Source organism: Burkholderia sp. AU44665 (genome assembly GCF_030504405.1).
GTDB classification, from domain to species: Bacteria; Pseudomonadota; Gammaproteobacteria; order Burkholderiales; family Burkholderiaceae; genus Burkholderia; species Burkholderia semiarida.
Map to the genome: position 1 here is coordinate 1 of NZ_JAUJRI010000001.1, position 14,007 is coordinate 14,007.

Genomic DNA, 14,007 nt, shown 5'->3' on the forward strand with positions numbered 1-14,007 from the left:
GCGGGCTGCGCAGGTCGTGTGCCGCGGTGGAGAGCGCCTGGTCGCGCAGGAACAGCGCCGCCTGGGCGGCGTAGTGCGCGGCCGCCCGCACGCCGCAGGGGCCGGCCAGCACCGCGAGCGGCAGCGGCTCGCCCGCGCGCGGCGCCCAGTCGGGCGCGGCGAGCCACGCCAGCGGCTCGGTGAACAGCGGCGTGCCGTCGTCGCGCGGCGGATCCTCGCCGGGCTCGTGCCGGACGATCACCGCGTCGAACCGCCGTTCGTCGTATTGCGGGAGCAGGCTCGTCGACGCCCCGAGATGCATTTCCAGCGACAGCCCCGGATCCTGCCGGTGCAGGCTCGTGAGCACGGCCGGCAGGTCGGGCACCGCGACGTGCTCGCTGACGCCGAGCGACAGGCGCACCGTGCCGGTCGAGATCGCGCCGAGCGCATGCTCGTGCGCGTCGAGCAGCGCACGGGCGGCCGGCAGGAAATGCTCGCCGTCGGCGGTCAGTTTGACGATGCGCGGCGTGCGCGCGAGCAGCGGCTTGCCGAGATGCGCCTCCAGCCGCTTCAGCTTCAGGCTGACGGCCGATTGCGTGGTGCCGAGCGCATCGGCGGCGCGCGTGAAGCTGGCGAGGTCGGCGACCAGCACGAACGCGCGAACAGCATCGAGATCGAGTACTTTCATTTCAAATGAAAATGAATGAAATATTCATCAATGACTGTTCATTATAGATTGACGAGCCTAACCTGACGCTGTGTTTTCGTTCTTCAACGTTACTCACCAACAGGAGCAGGACCATGCCATTCACTCGTATCGCCGTACGCGAAGGTAAACCGGCCGCCTACCGCAGGGCCCTCGTCGACGGCGTGCAGCGCGCGCTGATACAGACGTTCAACGTACCCGAGGACGACATCTTCATGGTCGTGACCGAGCATTCGCCTGACAACTTCGTGTTCGGCCGCCATTACCTCGATATCGAACGCAGCGACGATCTCGTGATGATCCAGATCACCGCGAACAACACGCGCACGTTGGAGCAGAAGCGGGCGCTGTACCGGACGATCGCCGAGAACCTCGCGCAGCAGCCCGGCGTGCGGCAGGAAGACGTATTCATCGGCCTTGTCGAGGTACTCAAGGAGAACTGGTCGTTCGGCAACGGCATCGCGCAATATGCCGTCTGACGTACCGGCTTGACCTGCCGGTTTGATGTGCCACACGGAGACAGGGCCGGATCGTCGCCTGCGCCCTTTTGGGGCGTGTACTATGGAAGCTGCTTCACGAGCGACGCCGGCGCGGTGGATGCGCCGGCGATCCTTCTCGTGCGGGAGCCTCCATGTCGCGTGTGCTGGAAATCGTGTTGTCGTTGTCGCTGGAAGGGTGGCCGGTCAAGGGCGCGAGCCGTGCCCGTGGCGCGCAGCGCGACTTCGGCGCCGAACTCGTGCGTGCGTGGCGGATCTGCCCGCAGGTCCGGATGCGGCGTGGCCACGAGCGCGTGACGATCGAGCCGTGCCAGATCGAAGAGGCCGAGCGCAGCCCGGGCGCGAGCTGGTGGACCTGGGTCGAATCGAACGCGCATGGCACGCGGGTCGTCGCGTCGCGCACCGAGGCGTTCGCGCCCGGCGTCACGCAGCGCGAGCTGTTCGACGCGGAGCACGCGGGCATCGTCGTCGCGGCGCCGCTGCCGATACCCGCGACGCGTGCCGCAGCCGATGCCGACGCGCCGGCTGCCGACGTGAACGGCGTTGCACCGGACACCGACGAAGCGCGATCCCAGGCATCGGCGCCGCGCATCGTCAGCGAACGGCGGCGCGGGCGCTGGGCCGACGACAGCGGCGTCGTGGTCGAAATGACGCTCGACGACATCACGCTGCACGGCGGCGGCGAGCCGCCGCGCCGCTACGTCGAGCTGCGCCTGGCCGCGCCCGACTGGGACACCGTTGCCGCGCGCACGGCCGCGCTGCACGCGCTGTTCGCCGCGGCGCGCGAACTGAGCGGCGCGTGGCCCGCGTTCGTGCAACTGACGAGCGTGATCGACCGCGCCTGTGCGGGCGGCCCGGTGGCCGCCATGCTGGTCAAGGCGCAGCCCGTCGACCTGACCGGCATCCGCACGCAGCGCGCCGCGCTGTTCGCGCTGTCCGGCGACATCACCGCGCAGTGGCTCGGCAACGAGCGTGGCGTGCTCGATCGCGACGATCCCGAATTCGTCCACCAGATGCGCGTCGCGCTGCGCCGCTTGCGCACGCTGATGCGCTTCTTCCCGCGCTTCACCGATCGTCGATGGAAGGACACGCTCGGCGTCGACCTGCGCTGGCTCGCCGCGCTGCTCGGCACGGTGCGCGACTGGGACGTGTTCGCGACCGAGAGCCTGCCTGCGCTGATCGCGGCCGACGGCGGCGGCGACTGGGACGGCACGCTCGACGCCGCCCGCGCGCAGTCGATGGCCGCGCGCGTCGAGCTGCGGCAGGCGCTGCATTCGGCTCGCTATGCGCGGCTGACGCTCGGCTGGCTCGAATGGCTGAGCGCGCTCGCGCTGCCGGCCGCCGACGGCGACGACGCGCCGTCGCTGCGGCGTCACGCGACCAAGCGCGTGCGGCGGCTGTTCGGTCATCTCTACGGCTCGCCGTCGCTCACGTCGCTCGACACGGCGGCACGCCATCAGGTGCGGATCGATGCGAAGCGGCTGCGTTACGCGCTCGAATTCTTCGCGTCGCTGGCGTCGCGCCGCACGCGCAACGAGACGGTCAAGACGCTGGCGCGCGTGCAGAGCGTGCTCGGCGAGGCGAACGACGCGATGGTCGCGCTTCACCATCTCGAGCAACTGGGGGCGCCGCCGTATCAGCTCGGTTTCGTGCGCGGCTACGGCGCCGCGCTCGAACAGCGCGCGGCGCGCGACGCCGAAGCGCTGCTGGCCAGCCTGCGGCCGCCGAAGCTCGACGACAAGCCGGGCTGAGCGCCGCCTCTATAATGGCCGCCCGTTTTCCATACGCATGCCGATGATGACCGACGCCCCGCCTTCTTCCTCGTCCGCCGGACCGCTCGAACTGGGCGGCGAGCTGTGGTTGCGCGCCGGCGAACAGACGCTCGGCGGCGCGACGCGCATCGCGCTGCTCGCGGCGATCGGCGACACCGGTTCGATCACGCGCGCGGCCAAGGCCGTCGGCCTCAGCTACAAGGCCGCGTGGGACGCGGTCGACACGATGAACAATCTCGCCGGCGAGCCGCTCGTCGCGCGTGCGACGGGCGGCAAGGGCGGCGGCGGCACGACGCTGACGCCGCGCGCGACGTCGCTGATCGCCGCGTTCCGCGCGATCGAGCGCGAGCATCGCCGCTTCATCGAGGCCGCGAGCGCGGCCGTTGCCGGCTTCGACGTCGACTGGGCGCTGATCGGCCGGATCGGGATGAAGACGAGCGCGCGCAACCAGTGGTTCGGCAAGGTCGCGTCGATCGTGCGCGGCACCGTCAACGACGAGGTGACGCTTGCGCTGCCTGGCGGGCAAGCCGTCGTCGCCGTGCTGACGCACGAAAGCGCCGACGCGCTCGGGCTGCGGGAAGGCGAGCACGCGTGCGCGTTGGTGAAGGCGTCGTGGGTCGTGCTCGCGGTCGACGATGGCGGGCCCGACCTGAAAGTTTCCGCGCGCAACCGGCTGCACGGCAGCGTGGAAGCCGTCGCGGCGGGCGCGGTGAACAGCGAGGTGACGCTGGCGCTCGACGGCGGCGGAACGCTGACGGCCGTCGTGACCAACGACAGCGTCGATGCGTTGCAGCTCGACGCGGGCCGGCGGGCCATCGCGCTGTTCAAGGCGTCGAGCGTGATTCTGGCGGTGACGGGCTGACCCGGCCGGCAGTGCGGCTTCCGTTGGCCGGCGGCCGTCGTGCGGGGCGGGGTGAAGCCGGTGCCGCACGCGTGTGTGCATCGCACCGACTTCGTTTCCGCTTTCAGCATGTGCCGCGACGCGGCTTCTCCCAGGTTCCAACGCGGCGGCCAGCGCCACGCTCACGACCACGGCGTCGCGCGCTCAGGTGACGCGCGTCGGCCACTCCGCGTGCGGCGAGTTCGCCTGCACGCGTCCTTCGCTCAACTGCACGACCTGATCGCCGAACGCGGCGACGTCGTCGGGGTCGTGCGAGATCAGCACCATCGGGATGTCGAGCCGCGCCTGCAGTTCGGCGAGCTCGTGACGCATGCGCTGGCGCATCGCGCCGTCGAGCGCCGCGAACGGTTCGTCGAGCAGCAGGATGCGCGGCTGCGCGACCAGCGCGCGCGCGAGCGCGACGCGCTGCTTCTGCCCGCCCGATAGCTGCGACGGATACTGCCCCGCGAGCGATTCGAGGTCGAACGCGTGCAGCCAGTACGCGACTTCCGGCGGCACCGTCCTCGCGCGCGGGTTGCGCAGCCCGGACGTGAGCCCGAACGCGATGTTCTGCCGCACGTTCAGATGCGGAAACAGCGCGTAGTCCTGGAACAGGTACGCGACACGGCGTTCGCGGGTCGGCACGTCGATGCGGCGCACGGCGTCGAACAGCGGTTCGCCGTTCAGCGTGATCGTGCCTGCGTCGGGCGTCAGCAGCCCGGCGATCGCCTGCAGCGTCATGCTCTTGCCCGCGCCGGACGGCCCGAACAGCACGACGCGCTGCATCGCCGCCGTGAACGACACATCGAGCGCGAAGCGGCGCTCGGCGTTCGCGTAGGTCTTGCGGATGTCGACGACGAGGCTCATGCGGGCCTCCGCCGAAGCGGGCCGGCTGCCGGGCGGCACCGGCGACACGGACAGGGCACGCGCTTCATGTCGGTTGGCTCCGCCGTGCGCGCGACGGTACGAGCCAGCCGGTCGCGAGCAGCACCAGCACGCAGGTGATCGACGTCACCAGCACGAGGAAATTGGCCGTGTTGTCGTCGCCGGCCTGCACGGCCGCGTAGATGGCGACCGACAGCGTCTGCGTGCGGCCGGGCAGGTTGCCGGCGATCATCAGCGTCGCGCCGAATTCGCCGAGCGCGCGCGCGAACGCGAGCAGCGCCCCCGCCAGGATCCCGCGCGCGGCGAGCGGCAGCGTCACGCGGAAGAACACCGCGGCTTCGCCGAGCCCGAGCGTGCGCGCGGCGCGCTCGAGATGCGGATCGACGCCCTCGAACGCCGCGCGCGCCGATTTCAGGATCAGCGGAAACGCGACGACCATCGACGCGATCACCGCGCCTTGCCACGTAAACACCAGCTCGATGCCGAGCGTGTCGAGCCACGCGCCGAACACGCCGCGCCGGCCGAGCAGCACGAGCAGGTAATAGCCGAGCACCGTCGGCGGCAGTACGAGCGGCAGCGTCAGCACGGAATCGACGACGTCGCGCAGCGGCGAGCGCCAGCGCGCGAGCACGAACGCGGCCGCGACGCCGAGCACGACGTCGAGCGCGGTCGCCCAGCCGGCAACCTTCAGCGACAGCAGCAGCGGGACCCAAGCGTCTTGCATCGCGAGTCGCTCACTGGGCGGGCTTGAAGCCGAACGTCGACAGCACGGCCTGGCCCTGCGGCGACGCGACGAAATCGATGAACGACTGCGCCTGCGCGGCGTGGCGGCTGTCCTTGACCACCGCGATCGGGTAGGTGATGGCCGTCCGGGTCGGCACCGTCAGCGCGACTTTCACGCGGCCCGGCATGATCGCGGCGTCGGTACCGAACACGAAGCCCGCGTCGACCTCGCCGCGCGCGACGTAGTCGAGGCTCTGGCGCACGTTGGCGGCCAGCACGCCCTTCGCGCTGACTGCCTCCCACACGCCGGCCGCGCGCAGCGCGCCCTCGGTGTAGCGGCCGACCGGCACCGATGCCGGGTCGCCGTACGCGATGCGTTTCACGCCGGGCGCGGCCAGGTCGTTCAGCGACGTCGGCGCGGCCGCGTGGCTGTCGGCCGGCACGATCAGCACCAGCGAGTTCGCCGCGAAATCGCGGCGTGTGCCGGGCGCGATCACCTTTTCGTTCACCGCGCGATCCATCGCCTTCTGGTCGGCCGATGCGAACACGTCGGCCGGCGCGCCCTTGGCGATCTGCTGCATCAGCACGTCCGATGCGCCGAAGTTGAGCAGCACCCTGGTGCCCGGATGCTGCTTCTCGTACGCGTCGCCGACGGCCTTGAACGCGTTCGTCAGGCTGGCGGCGGCCGACACGACCAGTTCGTCGGCGGCCGAAGCGGGCGCGCTGAACGCGAACCCGGCGGCAAGGGCGGCGAGCGGCAGCAGGCGAAGCAGGGTGCGGCGAAGCGGGCGGACGGTTGAGCGCATGGCGGATTCGTTTTGAACGGGAGGAAACCGTAATCGTAATATAGGGCGGGTTATAACGCTCGGCATACTGCTCATGCGGCGGTGTGCATGAAATGGTCGGACGTGAAAAGGAGCGGCCCGGCAGCCGGTCACGTGTGAAGCGTACGCGGCGCCGATTCGGTGCGCTGCAGCGACGACGGCTGCGACGCGGGATGGTAGTTCGGGTTGGCCTTCCAGCGCGCGCGGACGAACGGGCGCTCGTGCCCCGACAGTTCCAGCGCGACCTTGGTGACCCAGCGGTGTGACGGCACCGTGATGCCGTGCAGCGCCACGGTGACGAGCGCGAGGCTCGCGACGACCGCGGGCACCGACCAGCGGTGCGGCACCGCGCGCCACGAGCCGGCGATGAACGTGAGCGCGGCGAGCGCGCCGACGATGCAGCCGGTGATCGATTCGGACGGCGAATGCGCGTCGAGCGCGACGCGCGACACGCCGACCGCGATGCCGGCCGCCAGCCCGAGCGCGATGCCGGCGATCCGCAGCGGCGTGCGCGCGCGGATCAGCGCGAGGAAAATCGCGACCGGATACACCGACGTCGACAGCATCGCATGGCCGCTGAACCCGGTGAAATCCCACGCGCGGATGCCGATGCCCCAGCCGAGGAACGCGATCTTCGTGAGCGCCACCACGCCGATCGCGGCCGCGAGCACGCCGAGCCATGCGGCCGCACGTTGCCACGAATAGCCGAGCGCGAGCCACACGGCAATCGTGATCGCGAGCGGCAAGGTCAGGCCGGCGCCGCCGAACGCGGTGATCATGATCCACAGGTGAGAGGGCAGGTCGAACATCGGGAAGGGGACGGACGAAGGCGGGGAGAATGCTTAAATCAACGCGCGAGCCGGGCAGAACGACTACAACGGATACAAGCGGCGAAACCCCAGTATAGCGCCGCGTCCGCATGAGGCCCGTTTTTTGCGCCGCCGGGAACTATCGGCGCGCAGGAAAAATCCCAGAAACAATGCTATGGTGCATTGCACAAAGCTGAACGCTGCACCCATGGCGGCGCTTTCATGGCGCCCTTATTTTTCCTGACTGCGAGCCCGATCGATGACCAAAAGTCTGACCAAGGTGTGGCTGGGCGGCATGAAACGCATGCTGTCTCCGGCCGCCAAGCGCGGCGCGCGCGATGCGCAACGCATCGCACGCGACGCACTCGAGGCCGCCTCTCCCGCCGTGTCCGATCTGTCCCCGCCACGCGAATCGCGCGTACGGCCGCGCGCGGCCGCATGGGCGGCGGGCGAGTGGACGCGCGGCGAACATCCGATGACGCCCGCGCTCGGACGGCTGGTCCAGAACCTCGCATACGGGCTCTACGTACCGCCCGGCCGGCGGCGCGGCGCGATGCCGCTCGTCGTGATGCTGCACGGATGTCAGCAGTCGGCGGATGAATTCGCGCAGGGCACGCGGATGAACCTGCTGGCCGACAAGCACGGCTTCGCGGTGCTGTATCCGGAACAGTCGCTGCGCGCGCACGCGCACGGCTGCTGGCACTGGTATGAAGACACCGACCGCGCGGGGCGCGGCGAGGCGGACACGGTGGCGTCGCTGGTCGACGCGCTGGTCGACGAGCACGGTTTCGACGCGTCGCGCGTCTACGTCGCCGGGCTGTCGGCCGGCGCGGGGCTCGCGTCGCTTCTTGCACTGCACCATCCGGAGCGCTTCGCGGCGATCGCGTTGCACTCGGGCCCCGCGCTCGGCGAGGCGAACTCCGGCATTACCGCGATGGACGTGATGCGGCGCGGCCTGCGCCAGAACCCGGCCGCGGCGGTCGATGCGCTGGTCGATACCGGTGCGTATCCCGGCATGCCCGTGCTGATCGTCCAGGGCGACGGCGATCATGTCGTCGCGCCGAAGAATGCCGATCAACTGACCGTGCAGTTCATGCGCCTGAACGGGCTTGCCGACAGCCGCGGTGCGCTGCGCGGCGGCGAGCGCGTCGAGACGCGCGAAACGGGTGTGCAGATCACCGATGTGTGTCGCGACGGTGAGCCAGTCGTGCGGCTGTGTCACGTGAAAGGGCTCGCCCACGCGTGGGCCGGCGGCGACGAAGCCGTGCCGTTTCACGCGGCGGTCGGCCCCGACGCAAGCGCGATGATCTGGTCCTTTTTCGAAACCTATCGCCGCACTGTGGCGACGGAACGACGCACCGTCTGATCGATGCTGGTCAAAGCCTAGGGTTTTCCCTATAATTCGGGAAAACCCTAGTCCAAAACCTTTGAACAGCGAGATCGACCATGTACCTGCTGAGCCACCTCTTCCTGATGCTGACCAAGAACGCCGAAAAGGCCGCGAAAGAGCGCGCCGACGCGTACCTGGCCGAAGCCACCGACATCTACGATCTCGAATTCCGCATGCGCAAGATCGATCGCGACGCGGCAATGAACCGCCCGTATTCGATCGGCGCGCGCTAAGCAGCGTACGCGGGCCTTGCCGGCCCGCCAGTTCGACGAATCGCGCAAAAGGGCGCGTGCGGCACGATGCCGCACGCGCCCTTTTTGCATCCTGCCGGAACCTGCGGCGCTCAGACGAGCGTCAGCCGCACCGGCACGTTGTTGCGCGTGGCGTTCGAATACGGGCACACGTGGTGCGCCTTGTCGACCAGCGCCTGCGCGTCGGCCTTGTCGAGCCCCGGCAGCGACACGCGCAGCTCGATGTCGAGCCCGAAGCCGCCTGCGTCGTTCGGGCCGATGCCCACTTCCGCCGTGACTTGCGTATCGGCCGGCAGCGTCTGCTTGTTCTGGCCCGCGACGAATTTCATCGCGCTCAGGAAACAGGCCGAGTAACCTGCGGCAAACAGCTGCTCCGGATTCGTGCCTTCCGCACCCGTGCCGCCGAGTTCGCGCGGCGCGGCCAGCTTCACTTCCAGCTTGTGGTCGGCGGAAACCGCGCGGCCGTCGCGGCCGCCCGTGCTCGTGGCGCTGGTCTTGTACAGAATGTTCATCGTGCTGCTCCTGTCGGAAAGAGAGGGAGAAAGCGGTCCGGTCGGAAGGGGTGTCGCCGGCCACGAAGCAAATATAGAGTACAAATCATTAGTGTGCAAATTAAATTTTGAAGAAAAAGCCCGGCACGCCGGGCGGTCGATCCGAGGTCGAGCGTCAGCGTTCGTTGGCCGCCGACAACGCGTCGCGCAGCTGCTGCAGATCAGCGCGCAGCCTGATCAGGAATTCGGGCGTTTGCTGCATCGCGCAAAACAGGTCGGCGGGCACGGAGCGCGCGCGGTCCTTCAGCGCACCGCCTTCCGGCGTCACGCGCACGTTGACGACGCGTTCGTCGGTCGCGCTTCGCACGCGCTCGACGTAGCCGAGCGCCTCCAGCCGCTTGAGCAGCGGCGTGACCGTGGCCGGATCGAGGTCGAGCCGCGCGGCGATGTCCTTCACGGCCATGTCGTCGCGCTCCCACAGCACGAGCATCGCGAGATATTGGGGATAGGTCAGCGACAGCTTGTCGAGCAGCGGCTTGTACGCCTTCGTCATCGCGTGCGAAGTCGAATAAAGCGCGAAGCAGAGTTGCTCGTCGAGTGTCTGGGGCAGCGCGGGCAGGCGATCCATGATTCGGGAAGCGCATCGGATGCGCGAACGATTTGCACACAAATTATTTTGCGCGCAAAAGGTTCGGCTGAACAGGGGCCGGCGGGCGGTCGCTATGGAAAAATGGGGATATCAGAAGCGTGCCGGCTGCGATCGGGGGGCGAGACAGCGGAGCGGCCGGCGACATTCGCCGGCCGGAAGAAAGGTCAGCGGCCCGACATCGTCGTCGTCGCGCCCGGTTCCTGCACACCGAAGCAGCCGCGATAGGTCGCGTAGAACGAGCAGTACAGCATCGTGACGATGATGATCGTCACCGGCATCATGATCGTCAGCGCATACGCGCCCGCGCCGAGCGCCTGCAGCAGCAGCGACAGCGCGAGCGACGTGCCGAGCGCGACGGCGAACCACAGCACGCCGTACACGACGAACGCGCCGCGATTGCGCCAGCAGCTGACGACGCTGAAGAACAGCGCCTTCGCGGGCGGGACGTCATGCCATGCGACCAGCACCGGCGCGAACCAGAACAGCATCGCGACCGGCAGATAGAGCAGCGTCGCGAAGAACAGCGCGCCGAGCGCGCCTTGCGCGGCGAGCGTCTCGGGCGTCGTGTTCGCTTCGTCGGCCGCGCCCATCATCATGTGGAACAGCGCGCCGCCGTCCACGAACGACGAAGCGGCGAACACCAGCACCATCGACGCGACGTAGATCACGCCGAGCGCGAGCAGCCGCTGGGTCGCGACGGTGCCGTACGAGCGAAAGCCGTCCACGAGGATCGTCGGCATCACGGTCTTGCCGGCCACCGTGTCGCGGCATGCGGCCATGAAGCCGACCGCGATGCCGGGAATGAACACCAACGGCAGCGCCGAGCCGATCACGGGCACCATCGACACCAGCGTGATCGCGAGCAGGTACGTGAAGAACAGCGTGATGAACGCGAGCGGATTCCGGCGGAACAGCCAGATGCCTTGACGGAACCAGACATAGCCCGTTTTGGCGGGCACTTCGATCAGTTGCATGCGGTTTGGATCTCGGGAAGCGCGGGCGTATGCGCGATACGCTCACGCAGAATGCGTTCGAAATGGCCGGGGTCGTGCGGCTTGAGCATCTCGGCCGCGCGCGGCAGGTAGAAGTCGTACAGGCGCGACACCCAGAAGCGGTACGCGCCGGCGCGCAGCATGTCGCTCCAGTGGCGGCGCTCCTCGGCCGTGAACGGCCGAACCGTCTGGTACGCGCGCAGCAGCGCATCGGCGCGTGCGACGTCGAGCGCGCCGGTCGCGAGGTCGACGCACCAGTCGTTGACGGTGACCGCGACGTCGAACAGCCACTTGTCGCAGCCCGCGAAATAGAAGTCGAAGAAACCGCCGAGCCGGACGTCGTGGCCGGTGCCGGGCGCCGCGTGCGCGAACAGCACGTTGTCGCGGAACAGGTCGCAATGGCATGGGCCGGCCGGTAGCGCCGCATAGTCGTCCGACGCGAAGAAGCCGGCCTGGTGCGCGAGCTCGCCTTCGAGCAGCGTGCGTTGCGCGTCCGTGATGAACGGCACGATGGCCGGCACGTTCTCCTGCCACCACGGCAGGCTGCGCAGGTTCGGCTGGCTGCGCGGATAGTCGCGCCCCGCGAGATGCAGGCGCGCGAGCATCTGCCCGACCTCGATGCAGTGTTCGACCCGGGGCGCGAGTTCGGCCGCGCCGTCGAGCTTCGTGACGATCGCGGCCGGCTTGCCGTGCAGCTCGCCGAACAGCGCGCCGTCGTCACGCGGGACCGGGTCCGGCACCGGCACGCCGTGGGCGGCCAGATGGCGCATCAGGTCGAGGTAGAACGGCAACTGCTGCGCCGTGAGCTTTTCGAAGATCGTGAGGACGTATTCGCCGCGCGTCGTCGTCAGGAAGAAATTGCTGTTTTCGATACCGGACGGAATGCCGCGGAACGCCAGCACGTCGCCCAGTTCGTAGTGGCGCATCCATTGCGCGAGATCGGAGTCGGAAACAGCGGTGAAAACGGCCATGCGGGATGCGTCAGGTCAGGGTGTCGGCACGCGGGCGGCGTGCGTCGCGACAACGGGTGAAGGGGCGGCGCGGCGCGCTCGGTGCGCCGCGCCGCGGAATCAGTAGCGCAGGTTCAGCGACGGCAGGCGCGTGATCGGGATGCCGGCGTCGTGCGGCTTCGGCGACGTGTCGGGCGTCGAGCTCATCTGGTAGCGCGTGCCGAAGTTCGACTTCACGTCGATCTCGACCGGCTTGCCGCGGTCGCGGTACTCGGTGACTTCGGTGCCGTTCTTGCTCTTTTCGTGGAAGCTCGGCGTGCGGCGGATGTCGGCGAAGTCGACTTTCGACGTGACTTCGGCGCCCGGCCGGTTGATCTTGCGGAGATCGGGCAGGCCGGCGGCTTCGTTGGCCTCGGCCCGGGCCTGCGCGTCGGCGCCCGGCGCGTCGGCCTCAGGCGTGCCGCCGGCGGCGTGAGCGACGCTGGCGGCGGCAAACGCGACGGCAGCGGCGACGAAAATGAGCGGCTTCATGATGAGTCTCCAGTGAACCCACCGATTTTAGCAAATACTGCGCGCCATCCGGCCCCTGCGTGTGCGGGGGCGGCCATAAAGGCGCCCGGGTTCCGTGGTAATGTCGTCGGATCAGACGAGGTGATGAAAATGAAGAACGATTTGAGCCGCCGGCACCGTGTGCTGTCGCCCGAAAGCCCGTCGGTCGAGGCTTTCGACGATCCGATCGCCGCGGTCGCGCGGCTGTCCGCCATCTACGACACGAACACGGGCTTCCTGCGCGATGCGTTCGCGCGCTATCGCCGCCACGAAGCGATTACCGAGCACGTGCGCGCATGCTATCCGTTCGTGCGGATCCGCACCGACGTCAACACGCACGTCGATTCGCGCCGCTCGTACGGCTTCGTCGCGGGCCCCGGCGTATTCGAGACGACGGTCACGCGCCCCGATCTCTTCGCGAACTACTACCGCGAGCAACTGCGCCTGCTGGCGAAGAACCACCATGTCAAGATCGAGATCGGCGTATCGTCGCAGCCGATTCCGATCCATTTCGCGTTTCCGGAAGGCATTCACCTCGAGGGCGAACTCGATCGCGACCGGCTGCTCGCGATGCGCGACATCTTCGACACGCCCGACCTGTCGTATCTCGACGACCGCATCGTCAACGGCACGTTCGAGCCGGCGCCCGGCGAGCCGCATCCGCTCGCGCTGTTCACGGCCGCGCGCGTCGACTTCTCGCTGCACCGGCTGCGCCACTACACGGCGACGTCGCCCACGCACTTCCAGAATTACGTGCTCTACACGAACTACCAGTTCTACATCGACGAGTTCGTGAAGCTCGGCCGCACGATGATGACGGAAAGCGACGATCCCGAGGTGCGCGCGTACCGCAGCGAGTACAGCGCGTTCGTCGAGCCGGGCGACGTCGTCACGTACAACGCGAACCTCGGCGGCGAGCCGGCCGAGGGCACAGCGCCGCCGCGCCTGCCGCAGATGCCCGCGTATCATCTGAAGCGCGCGGACGGCAGCGGGATCACGATGGTCAACATCGGCGTCGGCCCGTCGAACGCGAAGACGATCACCGACCACATCGCGGTGCTGCGTCCGCACGCGTGGGTGATGCTCGGCCACTGCGCGGGGCTGCGCAACACGCAGCGTCTCGGCGACTACGTGCTCGCGCACGGTTACGTGCGGGAAGATCACGTGCTCGACGCCGACCTGCCGCTGTGGGTGCCGATCCCGGCGCTGGCCGAAGTGCAGCTCGCGCTCGAGCGCGGCGTGGCCGAGGTCACGCGGCTGGAGGGCGTGGAACTGAAGCGCGTGATGCGCACGGGCACGGTCGCGAGCGTCGACAACCGCAACTGGGAGCTGCGCGACCATCGCGAGCCCGTGCAGCGGCTGTCGCAGAGCCGCGCGATCGCGCTCGACATGGAAAGCGCGACGATCGCCGCGAACGGCTTCCGCTTCCGGGTGCCGTACGGCACGTTGCTGTGCGTATCGGACAAGCCGCTGCACGGCGAGCTGAAGTTGCCGGGCATGGCCGACACGTTCTATCGCGGGCAGGTCGACCAGCATCTGCAGATTGGCGTGAAGGCGATGGAGATCCTGCGCACGAACGGGCTCGACAAGCTGCATAGCCGCAAGCTGCGCAGCTTTGCGGAAGTGGCGTTCCAGTGACGTGAACCGCGGCCCCGGGTCG

Annotated in this window: 16 protein-coding genes; 6 read left to right on the forward strand and 10 right to left on the reverse strand. The window is 68.7% G+C overall.

Features of this window, described 5'->3' with window-relative positions; translation table 11 throughout:
• Positions 1–667: LysR family transcriptional regulator (locus QZM15_RS00005; protein WP_302105532.1), on the reverse strand; the 667-nt coding region annotated here is incomplete at its 3' end.
• Positions 668–780: 113 nt separating this feature from the next.
• Between QZM15_RS00005 and QZM15_RS00010 the strand changes: the two genes are divergently transcribed.
• The 3 genes from QZM15_RS00010 to QZM15_RS00020 all read left to right on the forward strand — a co-directional run bounded on the left by QZM15_RS00010 (position 781) and on the right by QZM15_RS00020 (position 3,816).
• Entirely contained in the window at positions 781–1,164 is a 384-nt protein-coding gene (locus tag QZM15_RS00010) for a tautomerase family protein (RefSeq protein ID WP_302105533.1), read from the forward strand.
• 152 nt (positions 1,165–1,316) lie between these two features.
• Positions 1,317–2,933 (forward strand): CHAD domain-containing protein, encoded by a 1,617-nt coding sequence (locus QZM15_RS00015; protein WP_302105534.1) that lies wholly within the window; start codon positions 1,317–1,319, stop codon positions 2,931–2,933.
• A gap of 46 nt (positions 2,934–2,979) precedes the next feature.
• Positions 2,980–3,816: a TOBE domain-containing protein gene (locus tag QZM15_RS00020; RefSeq protein ID WP_275934470.1), complete on the forward strand. Its 837-nt coding sequence runs from the start codon at positions 2,980–2,982 to the stop codon at positions 3,814–3,816.
• 183 nt (positions 3,817–3,999) lie between these two features.
• Here the strand turns inward: QZM15_RS00020 and QZM15_RS00025 are convergent, their stop codons facing one another.
• The 4 genes from QZM15_RS00025 to QZM15_RS00040 all read right to left on the reverse strand — a co-directional run bounded on the left by QZM15_RS00025 (position 4,000) and on the right by QZM15_RS00040 (position 7,075).
• Entirely contained in the window at positions 4,000–4,701 is a 702-nt protein-coding gene (locus tag QZM15_RS00025; RefSeq protein WP_124657218.1) for a sulfate/molybdate ABC transporter ATP-binding protein, read from the reverse strand.
• Positions 4,702–4,765: 64 nt separating this feature from the next.
• The gene (gene modB / locus QZM15_RS00030) at positions 4,766–5,443 is read right to left on the reverse strand and encodes a molybdate ABC transporter permease subunit (RefSeq protein ID WP_059639123.1); all 678 of its coding nucleotides are present in this window, start codon (positions 5,441–5,443) and stop codon (positions 4,766–4,768) included.
• 10 nt (positions 5,444–5,453) lie between these two features.
• A complete protein-coding gene (modA, locus tag QZM15_RS00035; protein ID WP_060311310.1) occupies positions 5,454–6,248 on the reverse strand; it encodes a molybdate ABC transporter substrate-binding protein in 795 nt (264 codons plus the stop codon).
• 128 nt (positions 6,249–6,376) lie between these two features.
• Complete coding sequence (locus QZM15_RS00040) at positions 6,377–7,075, reverse strand: phosphatase PAP2 family protein (protein ID WP_302105535.1); 699 nt, start codon at positions 7,073–7,075, stop codon at positions 6,377–6,379.
• Positions 7,076–7,334: 259 nt separating this feature from the next.
• On the opposite strand from QZM15_RS00040, the gene QZM15_RS00045 reads away from it, so the two are divergent.
• Together QZM15_RS00045 and QZM15_RS00050 are read left to right on the forward strand one after the other, a co-directional pair.
• Positions 7,335–8,441 (forward strand): PHB depolymerase family esterase, encoded by a 1,107-nt coding sequence (locus QZM15_RS00045; RefSeq protein WP_059582966.1) that lies wholly within the window; start codon positions 7,335–7,337, stop codon positions 8,439–8,441.
• A gap of 80 nt (positions 8,442–8,521) precedes the next feature.
• The gene (locus QZM15_RS00050; RefSeq protein ID WP_069618521.1) at positions 8,522–8,698 is read left to right on the forward strand and encodes a DUF3563 family protein; all 177 of its coding nucleotides are present in this window, start codon (positions 8,522–8,524) and stop codon (positions 8,696–8,698) included.
• A 110-nt stretch (positions 8,699–8,808) separates the two neighbouring features.
• Here QZM15_RS00050 and QZM15_RS00055 read toward each other — a convergent pair whose 3' ends face one another.
• From QZM15_RS00055 to QZM15_RS00075, 5 genes are all read right to left on the reverse strand, one after another.
• Positions 8,809–9,228: an organic hydroperoxide resistance protein gene (locus QZM15_RS00055; protein ID WP_059582963.1), complete on the reverse strand. Its 420-nt coding sequence runs from the start codon at positions 9,226–9,228 to the stop codon at positions 8,809–8,811.
• A 154-nt stretch (positions 9,229–9,382) separates the two neighbouring features.
• On the reverse strand, positions 9,383–9,835 hold the full coding sequence (locus QZM15_RS00060; protein WP_302105536.1) for a MarR family winged helix-turn-helix transcriptional regulator: 453 nt from the start codon (positions 9,833–9,835) through the stop codon (positions 9,383–9,385).
• A 185-nt stretch (positions 9,836–10,020) separates the two neighbouring features.
• Positions 10,021–10,830, reverse strand: a complete 810-nt coding sequence (locus QZM15_RS00065) for a BPSS1780 family membrane protein (RefSeq protein ID WP_059582957.1) — start codon at positions 10,828–10,830, stop codon at positions 10,021–10,023.
• Entirely contained in the window at positions 10,821–11,819 is a 999-nt protein-coding gene (locus tag QZM15_RS00070; RefSeq protein ID WP_059582956.1) for a homoserine kinase, read from the reverse strand. Before QZM15_RS00070 ends, QZM15_RS00065 begins: the two co-directional genes overlap by 10 nt.
• A 99-nt stretch (positions 11,820–11,918) precedes the next feature.
• The gene (locus tag QZM15_RS00075) at positions 11,919–12,329 is read right to left on the reverse strand and encodes a hypothetical protein (RefSeq protein WP_059582953.1); all 411 of its coding nucleotides are present in this window, start codon (positions 12,327–12,329) and stop codon (positions 11,919–11,921) included.
• Positions 12,330–12,458: 129 nt separating this feature from the next.
• Between QZM15_RS00075 and QZM15_RS00080 the strand changes: the two genes are divergently transcribed.
• Complete coding sequence (locus tag QZM15_RS00080) at positions 12,459–13,985, forward strand: AMP nucleosidase (protein ID WP_011548157.1); 1,527 nt, start codon at positions 12,459–12,461, stop codon at positions 13,983–13,985.
• Positions 13,986–14,007 lie beyond the last annotated feature (22 nt).

Bases quoted from the DNA above. Each gene is read 5' to 3' on its own strand.
- QZM15_RS00025 (WP_124657218.1), bottom strand. From the start codon at position 4,701: ATGAGCCTCGTCGTCGACATCCGCAAGACCTACGCGAACGCCGAGCGC.
- QZM15_RS00015 (WP_302105534.1), top strand. From the start codon at position 1,317: ATGTCGCGTGTGCTGGAAATCGTGTTGTCGTTGTCGCTGGAAGGGTGG.
- QZM15_RS00065 (WP_059582957.1), bottom strand. From the start codon at position 10,830: ATGCAACTGATCGAAGTGCCCGCCAAAACGGGCTATGTCTGGTTCCGT.
- QZM15_RS00080 (WP_011548157.1), top strand. From the start codon at position 12,459: ATGAAGAACGATTTGAGCCGCCGGCACCGTGTGCTGTCGCCCGAAAGC.
- QZM15_RS00040 (WP_302105535.1), bottom strand. From the start codon at position 7,075: ATGTTCGACCTGCCCTCTCACCTGTGGATCATGATCACCGCGTTCGGC.
- QZM15_RS00060 (WP_302105536.1), bottom strand. From the start codon at position 9,835: ATGGATCGCCTGCCCGCGCTGCCCCAGACACTCGACGAGCAACTCTGC.
- QZM15_RS00055 (WP_059582963.1), bottom strand. From the start codon at position 9,228: ATGAACATTCTGTACAAGACCAGCGCCACGAGCACGGGCGGCCGCGAC.
- QZM15_RS00045 (WP_059582966.1), top strand. From the start codon at position 7,335: ATGACCAAAAGTCTGACCAAGGTGTGGCTGGGCGGCATGAAACGCATG.
- QZM15_RS00010 (WP_302105533.1), top strand. From the start codon at position 781: ATGCCATTCACTCGTATCGCCGTACGCGAAGGTAAACCGGCCGCCTAC.
- QZM15_RS00070 (WP_059582956.1), bottom strand. From the start codon at position 11,819: ATGGCCGTTTTCACCGCTGTTTCCGACTCCGATCTCGCGCAATGGATG.
- QZM15_RS00075 (WP_059582953.1), bottom strand. From the start codon at position 12,329: ATGAAGCCGCTCATTTTCGTCGCCGCTGCCGTCGCGTTTGCCGCCGCC.
- modB (WP_059639123.1), bottom strand. From the start codon at position 5,443: ATGCAAGACGCTTGGGTCCCGCTGCTGCTGTCGCTGAAGGTTGCCGGC.
- QZM15_RS00020 (WP_275934470.1), top strand. From the start codon at position 2,980: ATGACCGACGCCCCGCCTTCTTCCTCGTCCGCCGGACCGCTCGAACTG.
- QZM15_RS00050 (WP_069618521.1), top strand. From the start codon at position 8,522: ATGTACCTGCTGAGCCACCTCTTCCTGATGCTGACCAAGAACGCCGAA.
- modA (WP_060311310.1), bottom strand. From the start codon at position 6,248: ATGCGCTCAACCGTCCGCCCGCTTCGCCGCACCCTGCTTCGCCTGCTG.